At 62.0% G+C, this 18,318-nt stretch carries 16 protein-coding genes; 8 read left to right on the plus strand and 8 right to left on the minus strand.

The genetic code is table 11. The features are described 5' to 3' along the window. The first annotated feature begins 199 nt into the window (after positions 1 to 199). Positions 200 to 568 carry a response regulator gene (locus AC1D06_RS05760; RefSeq protein ID WP_477985515.1) on the plus strand — a complete coding sequence of 123 codons (369 nt, stop codon included), beginning with the start codon at positions 200 to 202 and terminating at the stop codon, positions 566 to 568. A gap of 48 nt (positions 569 to 616) precedes the next feature. Here AC1D06_RS05760 and AC1D06_RS05765 read toward each other — a convergent pair whose 3' ends face one another. Continuing rightward, positions 617 to 1,198 (minus strand): TetR/AcrR family transcriptional regulator, encoded by a 582-nt coding sequence (locus AC1D06_RS05765; protein ID WP_477985516.1) that lies wholly within the window; start codon positions 1,196 to 1,198, stop codon positions 617 to 619. 187 nt (positions 1,199 to 1,385) lie between these two features. Between AC1D06_RS05765 and AC1D06_RS05770 the strand changes: the two genes are divergently transcribed. From AC1D06_RS05770 to AC1D06_RS05780, 3 genes are read left to right on the plus strand one after another with little or no spacing between them, the layout of a single operon-like run. Continuing rightward, positions 1,386 to 1,883, plus strand: coding sequence for a (2Fe-2S)-binding protein (locus AC1D06_RS05770; protein WP_477985517.1), 498 nt, complete (start codon positions 1,386 to 1,388; stop codon positions 1,881 to 1,883). Continuing rightward, the gene (locus tag AC1D06_RS05775) at positions 1,880 to 2,938 is read left to right on the plus strand and encodes an FAD binding domain-containing protein (protein WP_477985518.1); all 1,059 of its coding nucleotides are present in this window, start codon (positions 1,880 to 1,882) and stop codon (positions 2,936 to 2,938) included. The genes AC1D06_RS05770 and AC1D06_RS05775 overlap by 4 nt, the downstream gene beginning before the upstream one ends. Continuing rightward, positions 2,928 to 5,183 (plus strand): xanthine dehydrogenase family protein molybdopterin-binding subunit, encoded by a 2,256-nt coding sequence (locus tag AC1D06_RS05780; protein WP_477985519.1) that lies wholly within the window; start codon positions 2,928 to 2,930, stop codon positions 5,181 to 5,183. The genes AC1D06_RS05775 and AC1D06_RS05780 overlap by 11 nt, the downstream gene beginning before the upstream one ends. 89 nt (positions 5,184 to 5,272) lie before the next feature. Here the strand turns inward: AC1D06_RS05780 and AC1D06_RS05785 are convergent, their stop codons facing one another. The 6 genes from AC1D06_RS05785 to AC1D06_RS05810 form a co-directional block, all read right to left on the minus strand. Then, positions 5,273 to 6,094, minus strand: a complete 822-nt coding sequence (locus tag AC1D06_RS05785; RefSeq protein ID WP_477985520.1) for a TolB family protein — start codon at positions 6,092 to 6,094, stop codon at positions 5,273 to 5,275. Positions 6,095 to 6,217: 123 nt separating this feature from the next. Next, positions 6,218 to 7,201, minus strand: coding sequence for an ABC transporter ATP-binding protein (locus AC1D06_RS05790; RefSeq protein ID WP_477985521.1), 984 nt, complete (start codon positions 7,199 to 7,201; stop codon positions 6,218 to 6,220). Positions 7,202 to 7,204: 3 nt separating this feature from the next. Further along, on the minus strand, positions 7,205 to 8,032 hold the full coding sequence (locus AC1D06_RS05795) for a carbohydrate ABC transporter permease (RefSeq protein WP_477882585.1): 828 nt from the start codon (positions 8,030 to 8,032) through the stop codon (positions 7,205 to 7,207). Beyond that, complete coding sequence (locus tag AC1D06_RS05800) at positions 8,029 to 8,907, minus strand: carbohydrate ABC transporter permease (protein ID WP_477985522.1); 879 nt, start codon at positions 8,905 to 8,907, stop codon at positions 8,029 to 8,031. The genes AC1D06_RS05795 and AC1D06_RS05800 overlap by 4 nt, the downstream gene beginning before the upstream one ends. 69 nt (positions 8,908 to 8,976) lie before the next feature. Next, a complete protein-coding gene (locus AC1D06_RS05805) occupies positions 8,977 to 10,251 on the minus strand; it encodes an ABC transporter substrate-binding protein (protein ID WP_477985545.1) in 1,275 nt (424 codons plus the stop codon). A gap of 44 nt (positions 10,252 to 10,295) precedes the next feature. Further along, the gene (locus AC1D06_RS05810; RefSeq protein ID WP_477985523.1) at positions 10,296 to 12,614 is read right to left on the minus strand and encodes an alpha-L-rhamnosidase; all 2,319 of its coding nucleotides are present in this window, start codon (positions 12,612 to 12,614) and stop codon (positions 10,296 to 10,298) included. A gap of 84 nt (positions 12,615 to 12,698) precedes the next feature. Between AC1D06_RS05810 and AC1D06_RS05815 the strand changes: the two genes are divergently transcribed. Next, a complete protein-coding gene (locus AC1D06_RS05815; protein ID WP_477985524.1) occupies positions 12,699 to 13,799 on the plus strand; it encodes a LacI family DNA-binding transcriptional regulator in 1,101 nt (366 codons plus the stop codon). 10 nt (positions 13,800 to 13,809) lie between these two features. Here the strand turns inward: AC1D06_RS05815 and AC1D06_RS05820 are convergent, their stop codons facing one another. Next, positions 13,810 to 14,847: a LacI family DNA-binding transcriptional regulator gene (locus AC1D06_RS05820; protein ID WP_477985525.1), complete on the minus strand. Its 1,038-nt coding sequence runs from the start codon at positions 14,845 to 14,847 to the stop codon at positions 13,810 to 13,812. Positions 14,848 to 15,015: 168 nt separating this feature from the next. On the opposite strand from AC1D06_RS05820, the gene AC1D06_RS05825 reads away from it, so the two are divergent. The 3 genes from AC1D06_RS05825 to AC1D06_RS05835 all read left to right on the plus strand — a co-directional run bounded on the left by AC1D06_RS05825 (position 15,016) and on the right by AC1D06_RS05835 (position 18,290). Then, positions 15,016 to 16,263, plus strand: coding sequence for an ABC transporter substrate-binding protein (locus AC1D06_RS05825; protein ID WP_477985526.1), 1,248 nt, complete (start codon positions 15,016 to 15,018; stop codon positions 16,261 to 16,263). A 240-nt stretch (positions 16,264 to 16,503) separates the two neighbouring features. After that, positions 16,504 to 17,421, plus strand: coding sequence for a carbohydrate ABC transporter permease (locus tag AC1D06_RS05830; RefSeq protein ID WP_477985527.1), 918 nt, complete (start codon positions 16,504 to 16,506; stop codon positions 17,419 to 17,421). Further along, entirely contained in the window at positions 17,421 to 18,290 is an 870-nt protein-coding gene (locus AC1D06_RS05835) for a carbohydrate ABC transporter permease (protein ID WP_477985528.1), read from the plus strand. Before AC1D06_RS05830 ends, AC1D06_RS05835 begins: the two co-directional genes overlap by 1 nt. The last annotated feature ends 28 nt before the right edge of the window (positions 18,291 to 18,318 follow it).

Below are 18,318 nucleotides of genomic sequence, written 5' to 3' on the forward strand. Positions count from 1 at the left end.
TCCCGGCGCATGCCGCGAAACCATCAAATGCCATTTCTCCCGCGGCTGTTCGAACGTGTTTCCTGCCGCAACATCCTGCCCTGCCGCTTTACCGGCCGGGCGGTCCAATCGAGATCAAATTCGCGTGTTGGCGACAGCCGTACCGCGCATCGCGGAACCTTGATGCCGTCTTCGCGGTTGATCGGGCAGGAGAAACGCCATGTTTGAACAATCGGACCTCAAGAATGGACGCATCCTCGTCGTGCAGGATGACTTTGTCGAAGAGCTGAAAATCATCATGGACCTCAACCCAGATGCTTCGGCAGCCAGGATGAGCCTGACCGAGCAGACGATCGCGATATTGCAAGGCTCCGATATCGGCGCTGCCATTTTCGACCACCATCTCGACCATGCCAGTTCCGCGGCAATCGCCGACGCACTGGCCACGCTCGGCATCCCCTTCACCTTCACCGACACAGACGATATGCTGGCTCTACCGAAACGACTGATGACCTACAGCATGACGGAAAGCTCGCCGGAACTGCAGATGATCGCCCACCAGATGCTGGGTCCCCCGACCTATCATTGAACGCGGTCGGGCGCGTCAGCCTTGCAAAAGCCATTAGCCGGCTCACATTCAGCGAATACGCAACCCGTCGACAAACACGTCGGCCAGGCGCAACGCATTCGCCTGCCATCCCGCAGTTCCCTGGCACGAATAGAAAATCCCGACAATGGCGCGAAAAAGATCTTCCGGCGGCACGTCATCGCGGATCATTCCCGCCGCGACCGCCCGGTCGAGCAGAAGACGGATCGCCGCCATCATCCGTTCGGAAGAGTAAGCCTTCAGTTCGGAAGAGCCATGCGCGGCAAGCTGCAGCGCCTCGATCATGCCCTTCTTCGTAGCAACCAGGCGCACATTGGCATGCAGCCAGTTCCTCAGTGCCTCGACCGGATCGCTATCGCGTGCGAGCGCCCCAGCCAGGTCTCCGAGAAGGTCGACTTCGTGCCGGTAGACGGCTTCGAAAAGCGCATCGCGCGTGGGAAAATGCCGATAGAGCGTACCTATGCCGACACCAGCCTGCTTGGCCACCGCTTCGAGGCTGGCCTGCGAGCCGCCGCTGCTGAAAATCAGCGCCGCCGCTTCAAGCAATCTGTCCCGGTTACGCACCGAATCGGCGCGAATCTTGCGCGTCGTTGTGCCAGCCTCGTCTCGCATCGTCGAAATAATCTCATTCCCTCTTGATAAACGGAGGCTGCCTCCGTATAACTATAGCACACCGCGAGAATAATGAGCGCGCTTTTCCGGTGGAACCCTAACCGCCCTATCAACTTTCCGCGCCGACCTTGCTGCTCCCGACCGGCAGCCGCGATCCAAACATCACAATCCCTGAATGGAGCACAAGATGTCACTCTCCATCAGCCTCACCATCAATGGCCAGTCGCATTCGCTTTCGCTCGATGACCCGCGCGTGACGCTTCTCGATCTCCTGCGCGAGCGGCTTGACCTGACGGGCACCAAGAAAGGCTGCGATCGCGGCCAATGCGGTGCCTGCACTGTACTCGTTGATGGACGGCGGATCAATTCCTGCCTCACCTTGGCCGCCAGCCTTGATGGCGCTCAGATCACCACGATCGAAGGCCTGGCAAATGGCGACACACTGCATCCGGTGCAGGCCGCCTTCATCGCCTGCGACGGTTTCCAATGTGGGTTCTGCACGCCGGGCCAGATCATGAGCGCTGTCGGCTTGATCGCCGAAGGCAAGGCCGGTGACGATCCGGAACGCATTCGCGAGCTGATGAGCGGCAATATCTGTCGCTGCGCCGCCTATCAGGGCATCACCGAAGCCGTCCTGCAGGCGCAGGCCGCGCTTGTCGGGCGAGATGAGAGGAGCGCCGCATGAACCGCTTCGATTATATCCGGCCGGCAAGCGTTGCGGATGCCATCGCCGCCGCGCGCGAACCGGGATCGGCTTTTCTCGCCGCAGGCACGAACCAGCTCGACCTGATGAAGATTGGTGTCTCGCGCCCTGAGCGCCTTATCGACATCGGCAAGCTTCCCGGCCTCGACCGCATTGAATGGCTGCAGGACGGCAGCGTCCGCATCGGCTCCCTCGTCCGCAATTCGTACCTCGCCTACGACGATCGCTTCCAACGCACATTCCCGGCGATCGCGGAAGCGCTGCTGTCGGGTGCATCGGCGCAGCTTCGCAACGCCGCCACCGTCGGCGGCAATCTGATGCAGCGCACGCGCTGCGCCTATTTCCAGGACCTGGCAAGCGCCTGCAATCGGCGTGTACCCGGTTCCGGCTGCGACGCCCGCGAGGGCGAAAACCGTCTGCACGCCGTGCTTGGCTGGAGCGAACACTGCATCGCCACCCACCCTTCGGATTTCTGCGTGCCGCTTGTGGCGTTCGACGCCGTCGCCGAAGTGGAAGGCCCCAACGGCACTCGTGAGGTTCCGGTGGAATCTCTGCATCTTCTGCCCGGCGAAACACCGGAGCGGGAAACAACGCTGGAAGCCGGTGAACTGATTATCGGCCTGAGAATCCCCGCAGCAGCAGCCGGATTTGCCGATAACGCGCGCTATCTCAAACTGCGCGAGCGCACCTCTTTTGCCTTTGCTGTCGTCTCGGCGGCAGCTGCTCTGCAGATCGAGGACGGCGTCATCCGTAGCGCCCGCATCGCGCTCGGCGGCGTCGCCGCAAAGCCATGGCGCGCCCGCCAGGCCGAGGAAGCGCTTGCCGGTGCCGAGGTGGGCGAGGATGCTTTCGCCAAAGCCGCCGAACAGGCCCTCGCCGAGGCAAAACCATCGGGCGACAACGCCTTCAAGATCGAACTTGCGCGCCGCATTGTCAGGCGCGCCCTGATCCTCGCAGCGGAAGGGACGCCGGACACGATGCCCGCACTGCCGGCCTCGCCCTTCTCAGCCTTTTCGGGAGCGACCCATGCCGCGTGAAGTCATCGCACTCGCACAACAGAACCCGCGCTACGGCTCGAATTCCGGCCAGCCGCTGACACGCCGCGACGGCGTGCTCAAGGTTACCGGCCGCGCCACCTATGCCGCCGACAACCATCCCGCCGGCATGCTCCATGCCATCACCGCCGTGTCACGGATTGCCCGCGGCCGCGTCACGTCACTCAACGTGGCTGCCGCCAAAGCCCATCCCGGTGTCGTCGAGGTGCTGACCCCTGAAAACCGGCCGCCGCTCGCGCATGATCCGGACCAAAAAATGCCGCCCTTCGGCTTCCGCATCGAGGTGCTGCAGGATGACACGGTGCGCTACGTCAACCAGCCGATCGCCTTGGTGATCGCCGAAACGCTGGAGGCCGCCACCGAAGGCGCGGCCCTGCTCGATCCGCAATACGCGGTCGAAAGCGCCCGTACGGGGCTCGACAATGGCCAGAATTTCGATCCCGCAAGCGTTGGCATCGGTTCGCCGCCACGGACAGCCTTTGGTGATGTCGAGGCCGGACTGGCAAATGCTGCTCGCAGCATCGAAGTGGATTACTCTACACCGGCGCAATATCACAACGCCATGGAGCCCCATTCGGTCGTCGCCGAATGGGATGGCGACCGGTTGATGCTGGATATGCCCAACCAGGCCATGGCGCTGAGTTGCGCCTCCTACGCGGCCTATTTCGGCATCCCGGCCGAAAACGTAACGATCCGCTCGCCCTTCCTTGGCGGCGGCTTTGGTTCGAAGGCGATCCTCAACGGACCGCAAATGCTCGCCATCATCGCCGCACGCATGCTCAAGCGGCCGGTAAAGCTGGCGCTCACCCGGGGACAGATGTACGGCCCCGTCGGCCATCGGGGCCAAACCTGGCAGAAACTGCGCCTCGGCATGGACGGCGACGGCCGGCTGACGGCGCTCCACCACCGCTCTCTCAGCTCCACATCAAGCTTCGACGAATTTCTCGAAGGCGCCGCCAACGCCTCGCAGCCAATCTATGCAAGCCCGGCCATCCTCACGGAACACCAGGGTATCCGGCTCGATATCGGCACCCCCGGGCCCATGCGGGCGCCAGGTCTGGCCTCGGGTTCGGCGACGCTCGAAGTGGCGATGGACGAAGCCGCTGAAGCCTGCGGCATGGATCCGCTCGACTTCCGGCTCGTCAACTACGCCGAAACCGAGCCCGGTACCGGCAGGCCGTTTTCCTCCAAGGCGCTACGCGAATGCTATGCCGAAGGCGCCAAGCATTTCGGCTGGGCCGATCGTCCGCTTGCGCCGCGCCAGATGCGCGACGACAACGGCTTCCTCGTCGGTTGGGGCATGGGCACCGCCGTGTTTCACTGCCCGCACTTCCCCGCTTCGGCGCGCGCCACATTGCGTGCCGACGGCACTGCGCTGGTCGAAACTGCCGGTGCCGATATGGGCCAGGGCGCCTGGACGGCTTTGGCGCAGATCGCAGCCGAAGCACTCGGCCTCGATCCCGACCAGGTCGAATTCCATTCCGGCATTTCGACATTGCCTGATGGCGGCATTGCCGGTGGTTCGGGTCACACCGCAAGTGCGGGCCTGGCGCTCAACAATGCCGGCAAGGATGCCATTGCCCAACTCTCGGAGATCGCAGTCGCCGATCCCGCCTCGCCACTGTTCGGCGCTGGCAATATCGGCGTGACCGCCCGCAATGGCCGCCTCCACCGGCGCGATGACGAAACGCGCAGCGAAAGCTACGCAGAAATCCTCAAACGCGCCGGACGCACCGACATCGTTGGCAGCGCCAAAGCCGCCCGCGACCCGGCAGCCGCTTCGGCGCACGCCATGTATTCACACGGGGCCGTCTTCGCCGAGGTGAAGGTCGACCCCGACCTTGGACAGGTGCGGACAACACGCCTTGTCGGCGCCTTTGCTGCCGGGCGGATCGTCAATCCCCGGCTCGTCCGCAGCCAGTATTTCGGCGGCATGATCTGGGGCGCCTCCTTCGCCCTGTACGAAGAGGCGATCGCCGACCGCCGCACCGGCAGGATCATGAATGCCGACCTTGCGGAATATCATGTGCCCGTCAATGCCGATGTGCCATCGATCGAGGCGATCGTGATCCCCGAGCATGACCCATACGTCAACCCGCTCGGCATCAAGGGCGTGGGTGAGATCGGCATCACCGGCACTGTCGGCGCCATCGCCAACGCGGTCTGGCATGCGACGGGATTTCGTGTCCGGCGCTTCCCGATCCGGATCGAGGATCTGATCGGCTAACGGCGGTGACATCGATGAACATGATCGGCGGGACGAAAATCCTGCCGATCAGATTCGACAGCGGAATTTCTCTATCCGGCGTGATCGCGCTATCGCCAATAGCGCACGAAGGCGAATTGCTTTGCGTCCGGCGCCCAGCAGGGCACGTTGATCGTGCCCTGGCCTCCAAAGAGAGACAGCAGCGTCTTGGGCTGCCCACCCTCGGCCGGCAGCAGCCGTAGCTCGACATCCTCGTCCCGCGGATGGCCTTTCACCCCAGGCTTATAAGCCAGGTAGAGAATATGCCGACCGTCCGGCGAGGGATGCGGAAACCAGTTGACGCGATCGTCGTCCGTCATTTTTTCAAGCCAAGCGCCATCCGGGGCAATACGCCAGAGATCGACCGCACCCTGCCGCTCGCCATTGAACCAGATCCATTGGCCGTCCGGCGTGTAGTCCGGGCCATCGCAATGATCGAAATCATGCGTGACCTGAAATTCCTCCCCGCCTGCCGCCGGGCAGGTAAAGACCTGAAAGGTCTCGCCGCGTGTGGCGACATAGGCCAGCCGCCCACCGTCCGGCGACCAGCCGTGCCAATAGGACGGCGCCTTCTCCGTCACCAGCCGCGGCGTTCCACCGGCGGCAGGCAGGATATAGACCCGGCTCGCGCCAGCTTCCGTCGAGTCACTGATAACGAGCGTCTTCCCATCCGGGGAAATCCCGTGGTCGTTGTTGCAATCCTTTGCGAAGCCGGTGTCGATCTCGACCATGCCCGGATTGCCGAGATCGACCCGATAGAGCCGTCCATCGCCATTGATAATCAGCGCCTCACCATCCAACGTCCAGTTGGGCGCCTCCACCAGGCGCTCCGTCCGGAGCACGGTTTTGACATGTCCCGTCTCAAGGTTGAAAATCGCAACTTCACTTGCCATACGCTTCTCTTTCCGTCTTCCTGGCTGCAGCGACTGGCGGCGGATGTGAAAGACCGTCAGCGGCCCGGAAGGGTTTCTAACGCCATCTCGGGAATGAGGTCCATCTCACCTGGCATGTCCGCTTCAGTCTGCCAGAAGATGCTCGTGCTCCTTCATTGGCGAAGCCCAGACGATATCACCTGACTTGAGGTCCGTATTGCCTCTGTCTCGCGCCAGCAATAACCCAAGACCTTCCGCGTCGAGATGGATGATGGCGTCGGCGCCGAGCCGTTCGATATGGGCGATGCGGCCTTTCCATCGGCCGTCACTGCGCGACAGCGTGAGATGTTCCGGCCGGATGCCATAGGTCTTGCAGCCTCGCGCCTCGGCGATCGCACCGCTGAACAGATTCATCTTCGGGCTGCCGATAAAGCCGGCGACGAAGGCGGTCTTCGGTCTGTCATATAGTTCCATCGGGCTGCCGATCTGTTCGATGCGGCCGCCATGCAAAACAACGATCTTGTCGGCCATGGTCATCGCCTCGACTTGGTCATGGGTGACGTAGATCATCGTTGCGCCCAGGCGGTCGTGCAACTCGATGATCTCCATGCGCATCTGCGCCCGAAGCGAGGCATCGAGATTGGAAAGCGGCTCGTCGAACAGGAAGATTTTCGGGTTGCGGATGATCGCCCGGCCGATGGCGACGCGCTGGCGCTGGCCGCCGGAAAGCGCCTTCGGCTTGCGATCGAGCAATTGGGTGAGCTGCAGCGACTCCGCCACCGTGCGGACTTTTTCGGCGATCTCGGCCTTGGGCCGGCCGGCGAGCGACAGACCGAAGCCGATATTTTCCGCCACCGTCAGATGCGGATACAGTGCATAGGACTGGAACACCATGGCAATGCCGCGCTCGGAAGGCTCGGCATGGGTGACATCGGCGCCACCGATCGTGAGTTGGCCGGATGTCACGTCCTCAAGACCGGCGATCATCCGCAGCAGGGTCGACTTGCCGCAGCCGGACGGACCGACGAAGACGGTGAATTCGCCAGCTTTCACTTCGAGATTGACGCCCTTGATGACTTCGAGTGCGCCAAAACTCTTGCGCACATCCTTCAGCGTGAGTTCGGCCATCGATTATCCCTTTACGCCGCCCGCCGTCATGCCGGCGACGATCTGTCGGTTGAAGAAGATGAAGACGATCAGCGGCGGTATCGTCACCAGGAGGATGTTCATGAACAGCAGATTGTACTGTGTCGTATACATGCTCTGGAAATTGAACAGGGTCAGTTGCACGGTGACGTTTTCCTTGCCCGGCAAGTAGTAGAGAGGGTTGGTAAAATCGTTGAAGATGGCGATCGACTGCACCACGACATTGGTGACCGTCACCGGTTTCAACAGCGGCAGGATCACCCGGAAAAACACCTGCCAGGGTTTCGCGCCATCGATGATCGCCGCCTCGTCGAGATCGCGCGGGATGGTGGCGATGAACGAACGGTAGAGCAGAGAAGAGAACGACAGGTTATAGGCAACCTGGATCAGGATCATGCCAAAAACGCTCTTGAACAGGCCGATCGACTGCAACAGCCATATGGTCGGCACCACCGCCGGCGGCATCATCAGGCCGACGAGAAGAAGAATCTGGGCAACGCCGTTCCAGCGTGTCTTGCGGCGCTGCATGATATAGCCAACCATGGCGGAGAGGATGATCAGCAGGATCACGGCAGCGACAGTAATGACGCTCGAATTGAAGAAGGCGAGCAGCAACTGATAGTCCTGCACCTTGACGACGGCGACGAGGTTGTCGACGAAGAGCCAGGAATTCGGCAGGCTGAAATCCAGCCGCGACGCTTCCGAGCGCGACTTCACCGCCTGCAGCGCGATGAAGGCGAAGGGCAGGATAAAGATCACGGCGGCGAAGGCCAACGCGATCAAGCCGGTGATGAGCGGACGATGGCGTTTCAAAGCTCGACCTCCCGGCGGTTGAACCAGAGCGTCAGCGGCAGCATGACCACGCCGATCAGCAGGAAGAGGATGACATTACCGGCCGTCGACAAGCCATAAAAACCGGCCTGGTACTGTTTGTAGATCACCGAGGCGATGACATCCGAGGAGAAGCCGGGGCCGCCGCGGGTCATCGCCCAGATAATGTCGAAGGACCGCATGCCGCCGATCAGCGACAGCGTCACCACCGTCGCAATGGCCGGCCGGACGAGCGGCAGGGTAATGCGCCAGAACTGCTGCGAGCGCGTTGCGCCGTCGATGCGCGAAGCTTCGTAGTAATCCGGGCTGATCGCCGCGAGGCCGGCGATGAAGATCAGGGTCGCGAGCCCGACGCCTTTCCAGAGATCGACGAGAGCAACAGAAAACAAGGCAAGCGACGGATCAGTCAGCCAACCCGGCCGCGGCAGGTTGATGGCGTGAAGCGCCACGTTGATGATGCCGCGTGTCGGATGCATCATCACGGTAAATGCGATGCCGACCCCGATGGTCGAAACCAGCACCGGGAAGAATACCACCGTGCGGAGAAAGCCGCGGGCGAAAATATTGCTGGTGAGCAGCACGGCCAGCAACAGGCCGCAGACCGTCTTCAGGCCCGATGTCGTCACCGCATAGATCAGCGTGTTGGTCAGGCCCTGCACCAGGAACGGCTCGGAAAAGAACTGCTCGAAATTGGTAAGTCCGATAAAGGTCGCGTTCGTCAGGTCCCAGCGGGTCAGGCTGAACCACAGCGATGCGACGGTCGGCGCCAGGAACAGCACGCCATAGATCACGGCCGCCGGCAGGAAGAACCAGAGAGGATAGGGCGAGCGGCGGGCGCCCGGGGAACCATGCTTCATCTTCGCCTCGCAATTTGAGACCGCCCCGCCACATCTAACGCAACGGAGCGGTCTTCGCCCAGGGAGGAGTTACCAGTTGGGTAGACCCAACTGTTGGGCTTGCTTGCGGACGTCTTCGTCATAGAGCTTGGCGGCCTCGGCCGGCTGGCGGATGCCGGTGCCGACTTCGACGGTGATCTGCTCCAGCGCCGGCCCCTTGACCGGCGAGAGGAATTCGAGCGCCGGCGCCGTGCGGCCTTCGGTGTCGAAATAGGGCAGCATGTCGGTGACCGCCGAGGGCACGTTAGCGGGCAGCTTGCAGCCCTTGGTCAGCGACGGACCCTGGGCGGCATTGGTCGCCATCAGGATGTCGCAGCCTTCGACGCTGCCGACGAAGTCGAGGAATTTCTTCGCTTCGTCGATATGCTTGCTGGTTGCCGGGATATAGAGCGCGGCCGGCATCCACACGGTGAGGCCATTCTTGTTGGCATCGTCGCCGGGCTGGGCGAAGAAGCCGATATCCTTGAGATTGTCCGGATAGTTCTGCTTTATCGCGCCGATGGCGAAGGTCAGCATCGGATAATGCGCCGCCTCGCCGGTCGCCACCATGCGCAGGCCATCGTCATAGGTGGCGGCGCCGAAATCCTCGTTCAGATAGCCGCCGTCATGCACTTCCTTGAGGTGCTCGAAGCCTTTGATCGCGGCCGGCGTCGTTGCATATTTCGCCTTGTTGGCGGTGTAGTCATCGGCGAAGTTCGGCACGACCGCCTGGACATTATAATAATCGGCGAGCACGAAGAGCTGCGACGTCCAGGTGTCGTGATAGGTCTGCGCTACCGCCACCTTGCCGGCCGCCTTGATCTTGGCATTGTTGGCCATGAACTCGGCCCAGGTCTTCGGTACCGAAAGGCCCAGTTGCTTGTAGATCGCCTTGTTGTAGAAAATGCCGCCGCCCATAGCCGTGCCGAACGGCACGCCATAAACCTTGCCCTCATTGGTCACCACGGTCTTGAACACAGACTGGACATTGGCCTGCGCCGGCAGGTCAGAAACGTCGACCAGCGACTTGGCCGGGTTCAGCGCCTTGAACAGCGAGCCGGAATTATAAAGGAACATATCCGACATTTCGCCGGTGGCGAGGCGCGTCTTGATGATATTGTCGCCATCGCTGCCGCCCGGCCGCTGTTCGATCTCGATCGAAACGCCGGGATGGGCCTTCTGATAGGCGTCGACCAGAGCCTGCATGCCGGCGACGGTGTCGGGTCCGTTGTCGATCAGCAATGACAGGCTCACATCCGCCCAGGCAAGGTTGACCCCGCCAGCGACAATCGCCAGCGCGAGCGGCAGTGAAAATCCAAGCTTCATGTTCATGTCGTTCCTCCTCCGAACATTGACATGGTGGCCGGGCGTCAGGCGCCCGGAAGGGTGAAAGCGATGGTATGGGTTCCGGCCGGCAGCACGGTCTCGCCGTCTATGGCCTTACCGGCAAGCGTCGCGTTGCGATAGCGGGGACCGGCATGGAACACGCCCTCGCAGCCGGCCGGCAGCGTGATCGTATAGGCAACCTTGTCGCCCTCGATCTTCCAGGACGCCTCGATCCGGCCCTGCGCGACGTCGTGATGGGCGGTGAGGTGACCGAGTTCGGCAAGCGGCACCGGCTCGACGATCACCCGCGCAAAGCCGGGGGCTTCGGGATCCGGGCGGATGCCGGCGACCTGCTCGAACAGCCACTGGCAGACGGCGCCATAGGCATAGTGGTTGTAGCTGTTCATGTCCGGATCATAGATCGTGCCGTCGCGGCCGATCGCATCCCAGCGCTCCCAGATGGTGGTGGCGCCCTGCACAACCTGGTAGAGCCAGCCTGGCACGTCCTCCTGCAGGAAGACGCGGGCGGCGAGATCGTCAAAGCCGAGCTTGGTCAGCGCCGGCAGCAGCGCCGGCGTGCCGATGAAGCCGGTGCCGATCTTGTAATCAGCATCCTCGATGACGCGGCGGAAATGCGCCTTGGCGGCGTCGAAATGCTTTTCCGGCACGAGATCGTAGAGGAAAGCCAGCGCATAGGACGTCTGGTCGTTGTGCGCCAGACGGCCCGAGGGCGCGATGAACTCTTCCTCGAACGCATCCTTGATCGCCTGGACGCGCTTTTCCATCTCGGCCTTCAAAGCCCGATCGCCGAGCACATCGGCGATGCGGGCCAGCAGCGAGGTTGAGATGAAGTGATAGATCGTCGCGGCGCAATCATCGGCAATGGTCGGCCGCGGCTTGCGATTGTCGCCCACCGGCTGCAGCCAATCGCCGAAGGTGAAGCCGCGAGCGCCCCAATGCGACGGCGGACGCACCAGCGGGCCATCGGAGATCGACCAGACGAAATCCACCCATTTGCGCATCGCCGGCAGGCATTCGGCCAGCACATCGCGATCGGCATAATGCGTATAGAGCACCCAGGGAATGACGACGATCGCGTCGCCCCAGCCCGTCGAGCCGGCAAAGCCGGGGAAATGCTGCGGATGCAGCCGCGTCGGATCGGGCGAGAAATGCGACACCGCGCCATCCTCGCGCTGGTCGGCCATCACGTCGCGCAGATATTTGCGCAGAAAACTCTGGCTGTCGGTCAGCCAGCTGGCCGTGGCCGCAAAAACCTGGGCATCGCCGGTCCAGCCGAGGCGCTCGTCGCGCTGCGGGCAATCGGTCGGCACTTCGATGAAATTGGCGCGCTGCGACCAGATCGTATTCTGCACCAGCCGGTCGACCAGTGCATTGCCGCTGGCAAAACCGGCCTTCAGCTCCGGCACCGACGAGATCGGCACCGAGTGGATCGCCTTGATCACGGCACCGCCCTTGAGCGTCAGCCGTGCATAGCGGTAACCCTGGAAGGTGAAGATCGGCGCGTAGGTCTCGTCGCCAGTGCCCTTGAGCGTATAGATCGTCTTGGCCTCGGCCGTGCGGAAATTGCGGTTGTCGAAGATGCGACCGGGCGCCAACACTTCGGCGTGCTCGACTGTCACTTCGGCGCCCGATGGGCCGGAGACGGTAAAGCGGATATAGCCACCGACATTCTGGCCGAAATCATAGATCGTCCGACCCTCAGCGTCGGCCCACTGTTCGACCGGCGCGATCGGCGCGAGTTCCTTGACCGGCGCCGTCTCATGGGCGACGAGCAGCGCCTTGTCGAAGGCCAGCGTCTCCACCGTACCGTCATTGCTCAGCAATTCAAGGCGAGCGTCATAGACCTCGCCGAAATAGATGCCGTTCTCCAGGATCGGCAGCTTGCCGCTCTTCCAGCTCGTGTCGGTCTTGACGATCAGGCCCTGCGGACTGACGAGCTCGGCAATCGCACCGGCACGCTCGCCCCAGGTATTAGGGATCGGATGTTTGCCCCACATCAGCGGCGAACGATACCAGCCGTCGCCGAGCCAGATCTCGATCCGGTTCTCGCCGGCCTTCAGCAGGCCTGCCACGTCATAGCGCTGGTAGCCGATGCGGTCGTCATAGCAGGTCAGGCCAGGCGTCAGCAGGTCGTCGCCAACGCGGGCGCCATTGATGAAGCAGCGATAGAGGCCAAGCGCCGAAATGAACAGATCGACGGCGGCGGGAACGGCATCGAGCGAGAATACCTTGGCGACATGCCATGCCTGCGTCCCCTGACCTTCATCGCCGACGGCGGCAATCATCTCGCCTTCCCATTGGCGCCGGTCGAGGCGCGCGGTTCTCCGCGAATGCATGTTCATCACCATTCTCCCATTCCCTGCCGTTCTGTGTAGAACGTTCTCCGTATAACGTTCTACACATGTTGACGCAAGCAGATTTTTCGTATGGTAGTGAATGAAGCGGCGTCCCTGTCAGGCGTCCGGAGAAAAACCATTCGCGAAAAACCCCAGAGCCGGATCACCATCCGCACCGTTGCCGCCGATGCCGGCGTTTCCGTCGCCGCGGTGTCGAAAGTGTTGCGCGATGCCTATGGCGTCAGCGACGAGATGCGGCAGAAGGTCAACGGCACGATCGCCAAGCTGGGCTATCGGCCCTCCAAGCCGGCGCGCGGTCTGCGCGGCAGCACTTTCACCATCGGCATCCTGCTGGTCGACATCGAAAACCCGTTCCTGCCGCAGATCATCGAAGGCATCCGCGAAGAACTCCGGGCGTCGAATTACCAGGCGATGATCGGTGTCGGCAGCGCGCAGGTCACGCTTGAGACCTCGCTGGTCGATTCCATGATCGACCATAAGATGGATGGATTGATCCTGGTCGCGCCACGCCTGCCGGCGGCCATGGTCGAGGATTTCGCCCGCCATATCCCGATCGTCACCATCGGCTACCATCATGCGGACGCGACCGGCTTCGACACCATCAATACAGACGACCAGAAAGGCGCCGAAATGATCGTCGAGGCACTTGCCGCGGCGGGGCATCGCGACATCGCCATGCTCACGCTCGCGGAGCAGGACGGCCACAAGGTTTCCGTCGTCTACCAGCGCGAGATCGGCTACCGCCGCGCCATGCAGCGCCTGGGCCTGGCCGACCATATGCGGCTGCTTCAGATGCCGGTGCAATCCGCCGCCGATGCCAACCGCAGACGCGAAATCATCGCCGGCTTCCTGTCAAAGCCGGACCGGCCGCGCGCGATCTTCTGCTGGAGCGATCTTGACGCCATCCAGCTCCTCGCCGCCGCGCGCCAATTGGACATAAGGGTGCCGGAGGATCTCGCCGTGGTCGGCTTCGACAATTCGCCGATCGCCTCAAACCCGATGTTCGATCTTGCCAGCATCGATCAGTCGGGCAACAGCCTCGGCCGGCTGGCGACCAAGGCATTGCTGTCCCGGCTTGATGGCCGGACCGCGGCGGAGCATATCCAGATCGAACCGAAGCTGATCGTCCGGAACAGCCTGCGTCATGCCGCTCCCGCAGAGATTTCGTAACGAGGTGAAGCTAGCCATCACTACGCTCGCCCCGGATCGCTGCCGCGGAACTGCGGACGACGAGCGTACAGGGCAATCTCTCGATCCGAGGTTCGAGCGTCTCCCCCTTCGAGAGGCCCAGAATGGCCAATCCGGCCCGATGGCCGAGCTCTTTGAGCTCCATATCGATCGTCGTCAGTGGTGGCCGGGTCTGCTTGGCGACGACACCCCAATTGTCGAAGCCGACGACCGAGATGTCGTCAGGTATGGAAATATACCGGTCGCGGAGTGCATCGATGACACCACGGGCGATCTCGTCGCTGCCGGCGAAAATCGCATCCGGCTTTTCACCTGACCGGGAAAACACGGTTTCGATTGCGGCATGGCCCCATTCCTCGGACCAGTCCCCGAACATGACGTCCGCGGGCGACGCAACCATTTCCTGGTAGGCCTTTGCCCGCAGGCGTGCGGCGAGATAGTCGCGTTCTCCGGTGATATGCAGGATGCGCTGCCTGCCGAGGCTCTGCAGGTGTTCGACGGCGAGCCGCGCGCCCTGCGCGTCGTCGGGATGGAAGCTGACACTGTCCTCGGGGCCCTGTGCAAAGACATAGATCACCGGAATCTTCAGCCTGGTCAGTTCCGGTGGCGGCTCAAGGTCGATGCGGGTGGCGGTGAAGATGATGCCGTCCACCTGCCGGTCGAGCAGCGTCTCGATATGCAGTTTCGACAGCCGCGGATCGTTGTTGGTGGCGCAAAGGAAGAGCGAGACGCCGTGGTCGACCAGCACTTCCGACACGCCTGACGCCATGGGCAAGGTCAGGCGCCCATAGGTGTCATTGGTCAGCATGCCGATCGCATGGCTACGCCGGGTCAGCAACCCCCGCGCGAGCGCATTCGGCCGAAATCCGATCTCCTCGGCGATCCGGCGGACCTTTTCGCGGGTCTCCGCATTGGTCCGGCCGGTGCCGTTGAGCGCGTTGGAGGCTGTCGCAATGCTCACCCCCGCAGCCTTCGCCACGTCCCGGATCGTGTGCCGTCCGGTGCTCGGTTCCTTCAATTCAGCCCCCATACATCTGGCTTGCTAAAACCTTTTATCAGAAATAATCTAGCTGCTAAAAGGTTTTATCAAAAACCTGGATTTTTGATGCACACAGACTGTCGACATCAAAAATTTTCTCTATTAACGTCGCCTCCGTTCCGATGCCCCAAGGGCTCAAACAAGAGAAGGGGAACTCGCATGTACCGTTTGAAATCCACGATTGCCGCTCTTGCGCTGCTGGCGAGCTCTTCTCTCGCCCATGCCGAAGAAATCACGCTATGGGTGCGGACGTCTTCCGGCGCCGTGCTCCAGGGCCTGGCTGACAAATACAATGCCTCGCATTCCGACAAGGTCCATGTGACCCAGATCACCGCCGAACAGATGGTGCCGAAGCTCGGTGCTTCGATCGCCGCCGGCGCGGCTCCGGATGGCGCCGTCCTCGACCTGATCTACCTGCCGACCTTCGCTTCCAATGACAGCCTTGAGGACATTAGCGATTTCGTCAAGGGCCTGCCCTATTCCGCCGCACTCAGCCCCTCGCATATCCGCCTCGCCACCTATGACGGCAAGATCTATGGCGTGCCGGCGCTGCCGGACGCCTCGATCATCGCCTACAACACCGACCTGTTCAAGAAAGCCGGCCTCGATCCGAACAAGGCGCCGGCTTCGCTCGAAGAGATCGCGGCCGATGCCAAGAAGATCCATGCGCTCGACAAGGAAACCTACGGCTTCTATTTCGTCGCCAATTCCGGCAGCTGGCTGATCTATGACTTCCTGCCGCATCTCTGGGCGGCCAATGCCGATGTGCTGAGCGATGACGGCCGCAAGGCGACCGTCGATACCCCGGCACTGCGTGACACCATCGCCGCCTACCGCGACATGTGGAAGGCCGGCGCCATCCATCCGACCGCGCGTTCGGGCAATGGCAACAACGCGGTCGAAGCCTTCGCCTCAGGCAAGGTCGGCGTGCTCATGACCGGTTCCTATATCGTCAACCTGCTGACCAGCAAATATCCGGACGTGAAATTCGCCGTTGCCCCGATCCCGGGACCGAAGGGCGGCGTCTCGAGCTTTGCCGGCGGCGACACGCTGGCGCTGATCAAGGGCATCAACGATGCCAAGAAGAAGGTCGCGCTGGATTTCGTGAAATTCTACATGGAGCCGGAACAGCAGGTCTACATCACCCAGGAATCCGGCATGCCCTCGCGTACGGACCTGGCCAAGGAAGCCTATTCCAAGTTCGACCCGCGCAACCTCGTGGCCTATGACATCCTGGCTAAAGCACGTACGCCCTACACTTTCTCGTCGGACGAACTCTTCGTCAGCCGCACAGGCCCGTTCATCAACCTGATCCAGGGCACGATTTTTGGCGAGGATGTGGATGGATCAATCAAGAAGGCGCAGGATGATTTCACCAAGATCCTGGATCGCACGAATCCGCAATGAAATTCTCCCTTTAGGGAGACAGAATTGAATGTCCTGCTATGCCCCTCATCCGGCTGCCGCCACCTTCTCCCCGTAGTGACGGGGAGAAGGGACTTGTGGCACTGCCAGCGCCTCTAGCGTCCCCTCTCCCCGCCTGCGGGGAGAGGGCTAGGGTGAGGGGCAAAGCCGCACTTTCGACGGCTGAGATTGGGACAACCTTCGCTAGCGCCCATAGACTGTACAGAAATCCAGGGAACACCAGTGGCAGACACGCCGACAGACAGAAAGCAGCCGATCACCGGCGACCCCGAGCCGAAAGGCTGGCTGGGTCTCGCCTTCATCCTGCCCGGCTTCCTGTTCATCCTCGTCCTGTTTCTCGTCCCGCTCGCCATGACCATCTGGATGAGCTTTTACAATTGGCCGCTGCTCGGCCGAAAAAAGTTCATCGGCCTTGCCAATTACAGCGAGCTCCTCGGCGACACCCAGCTCTGGCATTCGCTGGGCTTCACCATCCTCTACACCGTGCTGGTCACCGCCGCGATCTTCACCGTCGCCTTTCCGCTGGCACTGCTGGTCGACCGGCCGCTGCGTTCCGCCGGCTTCTTCCGCACCATCTTCTTCATGCCCGTCGTCATCGGCTTCGGCGCCGCCTCGACACTCTGGATGTGGCTGCTCAATCCCGATAGCGGCGTGTTCGCCGAAGTGTTGCGCGGCATCGGCCTGATCAGTTCCGCGCCCCGTCCGCTCGAAGGCTTTTGGACGGCGCTCGGCGTCATCATCCTCATGGTCGTCTGGAAGACCTCCGGCTTCACCATGGTCATCCTGCTCACCGGCCTCCAAAGCATTTCCACCGACGTGATCGAGGCCGCAAAGATCGATGGCGCCAGCGTCTTCAATCGCTTCCGCCGCATCATCCTGCCGCTGATGCGCAACTCGCTGGTCCTGGCGCTGGTCCTCAACGTCACGTCTTCGATGCTCGCCTTCGACCAGTTCTTCATCATCACCCAGGGCGGGCCGGAAAACTCGACGATCTCGGCGGTGTTCTCGATCTACCTGGCGTCGTTCTCGTCCTACCGGCTGGGTTACGGCTCGGCGCTCTCCTTCGCCCTGCTCATTGTGCTGGTCGCCATCAGCGCCATTCAATTCGTGCTCCTGCGCGAGCGTCCGGAGGAAGGCTGATGAACACCGCCACGCCCAAATCCGCGAGCAATTCTGAAGGCCGCCAGGTCGGCTATCTGCTCTTCCTGCTGGCCTCGATCCTGTTTGCCATCTTCTTCATCATGCCGATCGTCTGGTCGGTCGCCAATTCGTTCAAGCCTGCAGCAGAGGCGCTTGCCAATCCGGCGGCTCTGTTCTCCAAGACCTTTTCGCTGGAAAACTACCACCGGCTCGAACATGTCGGCGCCGGCTGGTATGTCTATGCCGCCAATTCGGTGATGATCGCCATCGGCACCGTCGTCCTGACTGTGGTCGTATCGGTGCCATCAGGCTACGGCTTTTCCAAATTCCGTTTTCCCGGCCAGTCGATCCTGTTCATCCTGATCATGGCGACGATGATGATCCCATTCCAGTCGATCCTCACGCCGCTCTTCCTCATCCTGAAACTGCTCGGCCTGCAGAACAACCTGTTCGGCCTGGTGCTGATCTATGTCACCTTCCAGCTGCCGTTCTCGGTGTTCATGATGCGCAATGCCTTCGACGCCGTGCCGAAGGCGCTGATCGAGGCGGCGCGTATCGACGGCGCCTCGCAGGCGACGATCCTGCGCCGCATCATGCTGCCGATCGCGCTGCCCGGCGTGGCGACGGTCGCCATGTTCGCTTTCCTCAATTCCTGGAACGAGTTCCTTGCAGCCCTGATCTTCCTGTCGGATGAGAACAAGTTCACCCTGCCGATCATGCTGGTCAACGTCTCCTCCGGCCTCTACGGCATCATCGATTGGGGTGCGCTGCAGGCCGGCATCGTGGTGACCATGATCCCCTGCATCATCCTCTTCCTTCTCTTGCAACGCTATTATGTGCGCGGCCTGACGGCCGGCGCCGTGAAATGACCGGCGGCCCCGCCGCTCAAGGAGTTCC

The organism is Rhizobium sp. P2_G2 (assembly GCF_056403555.1).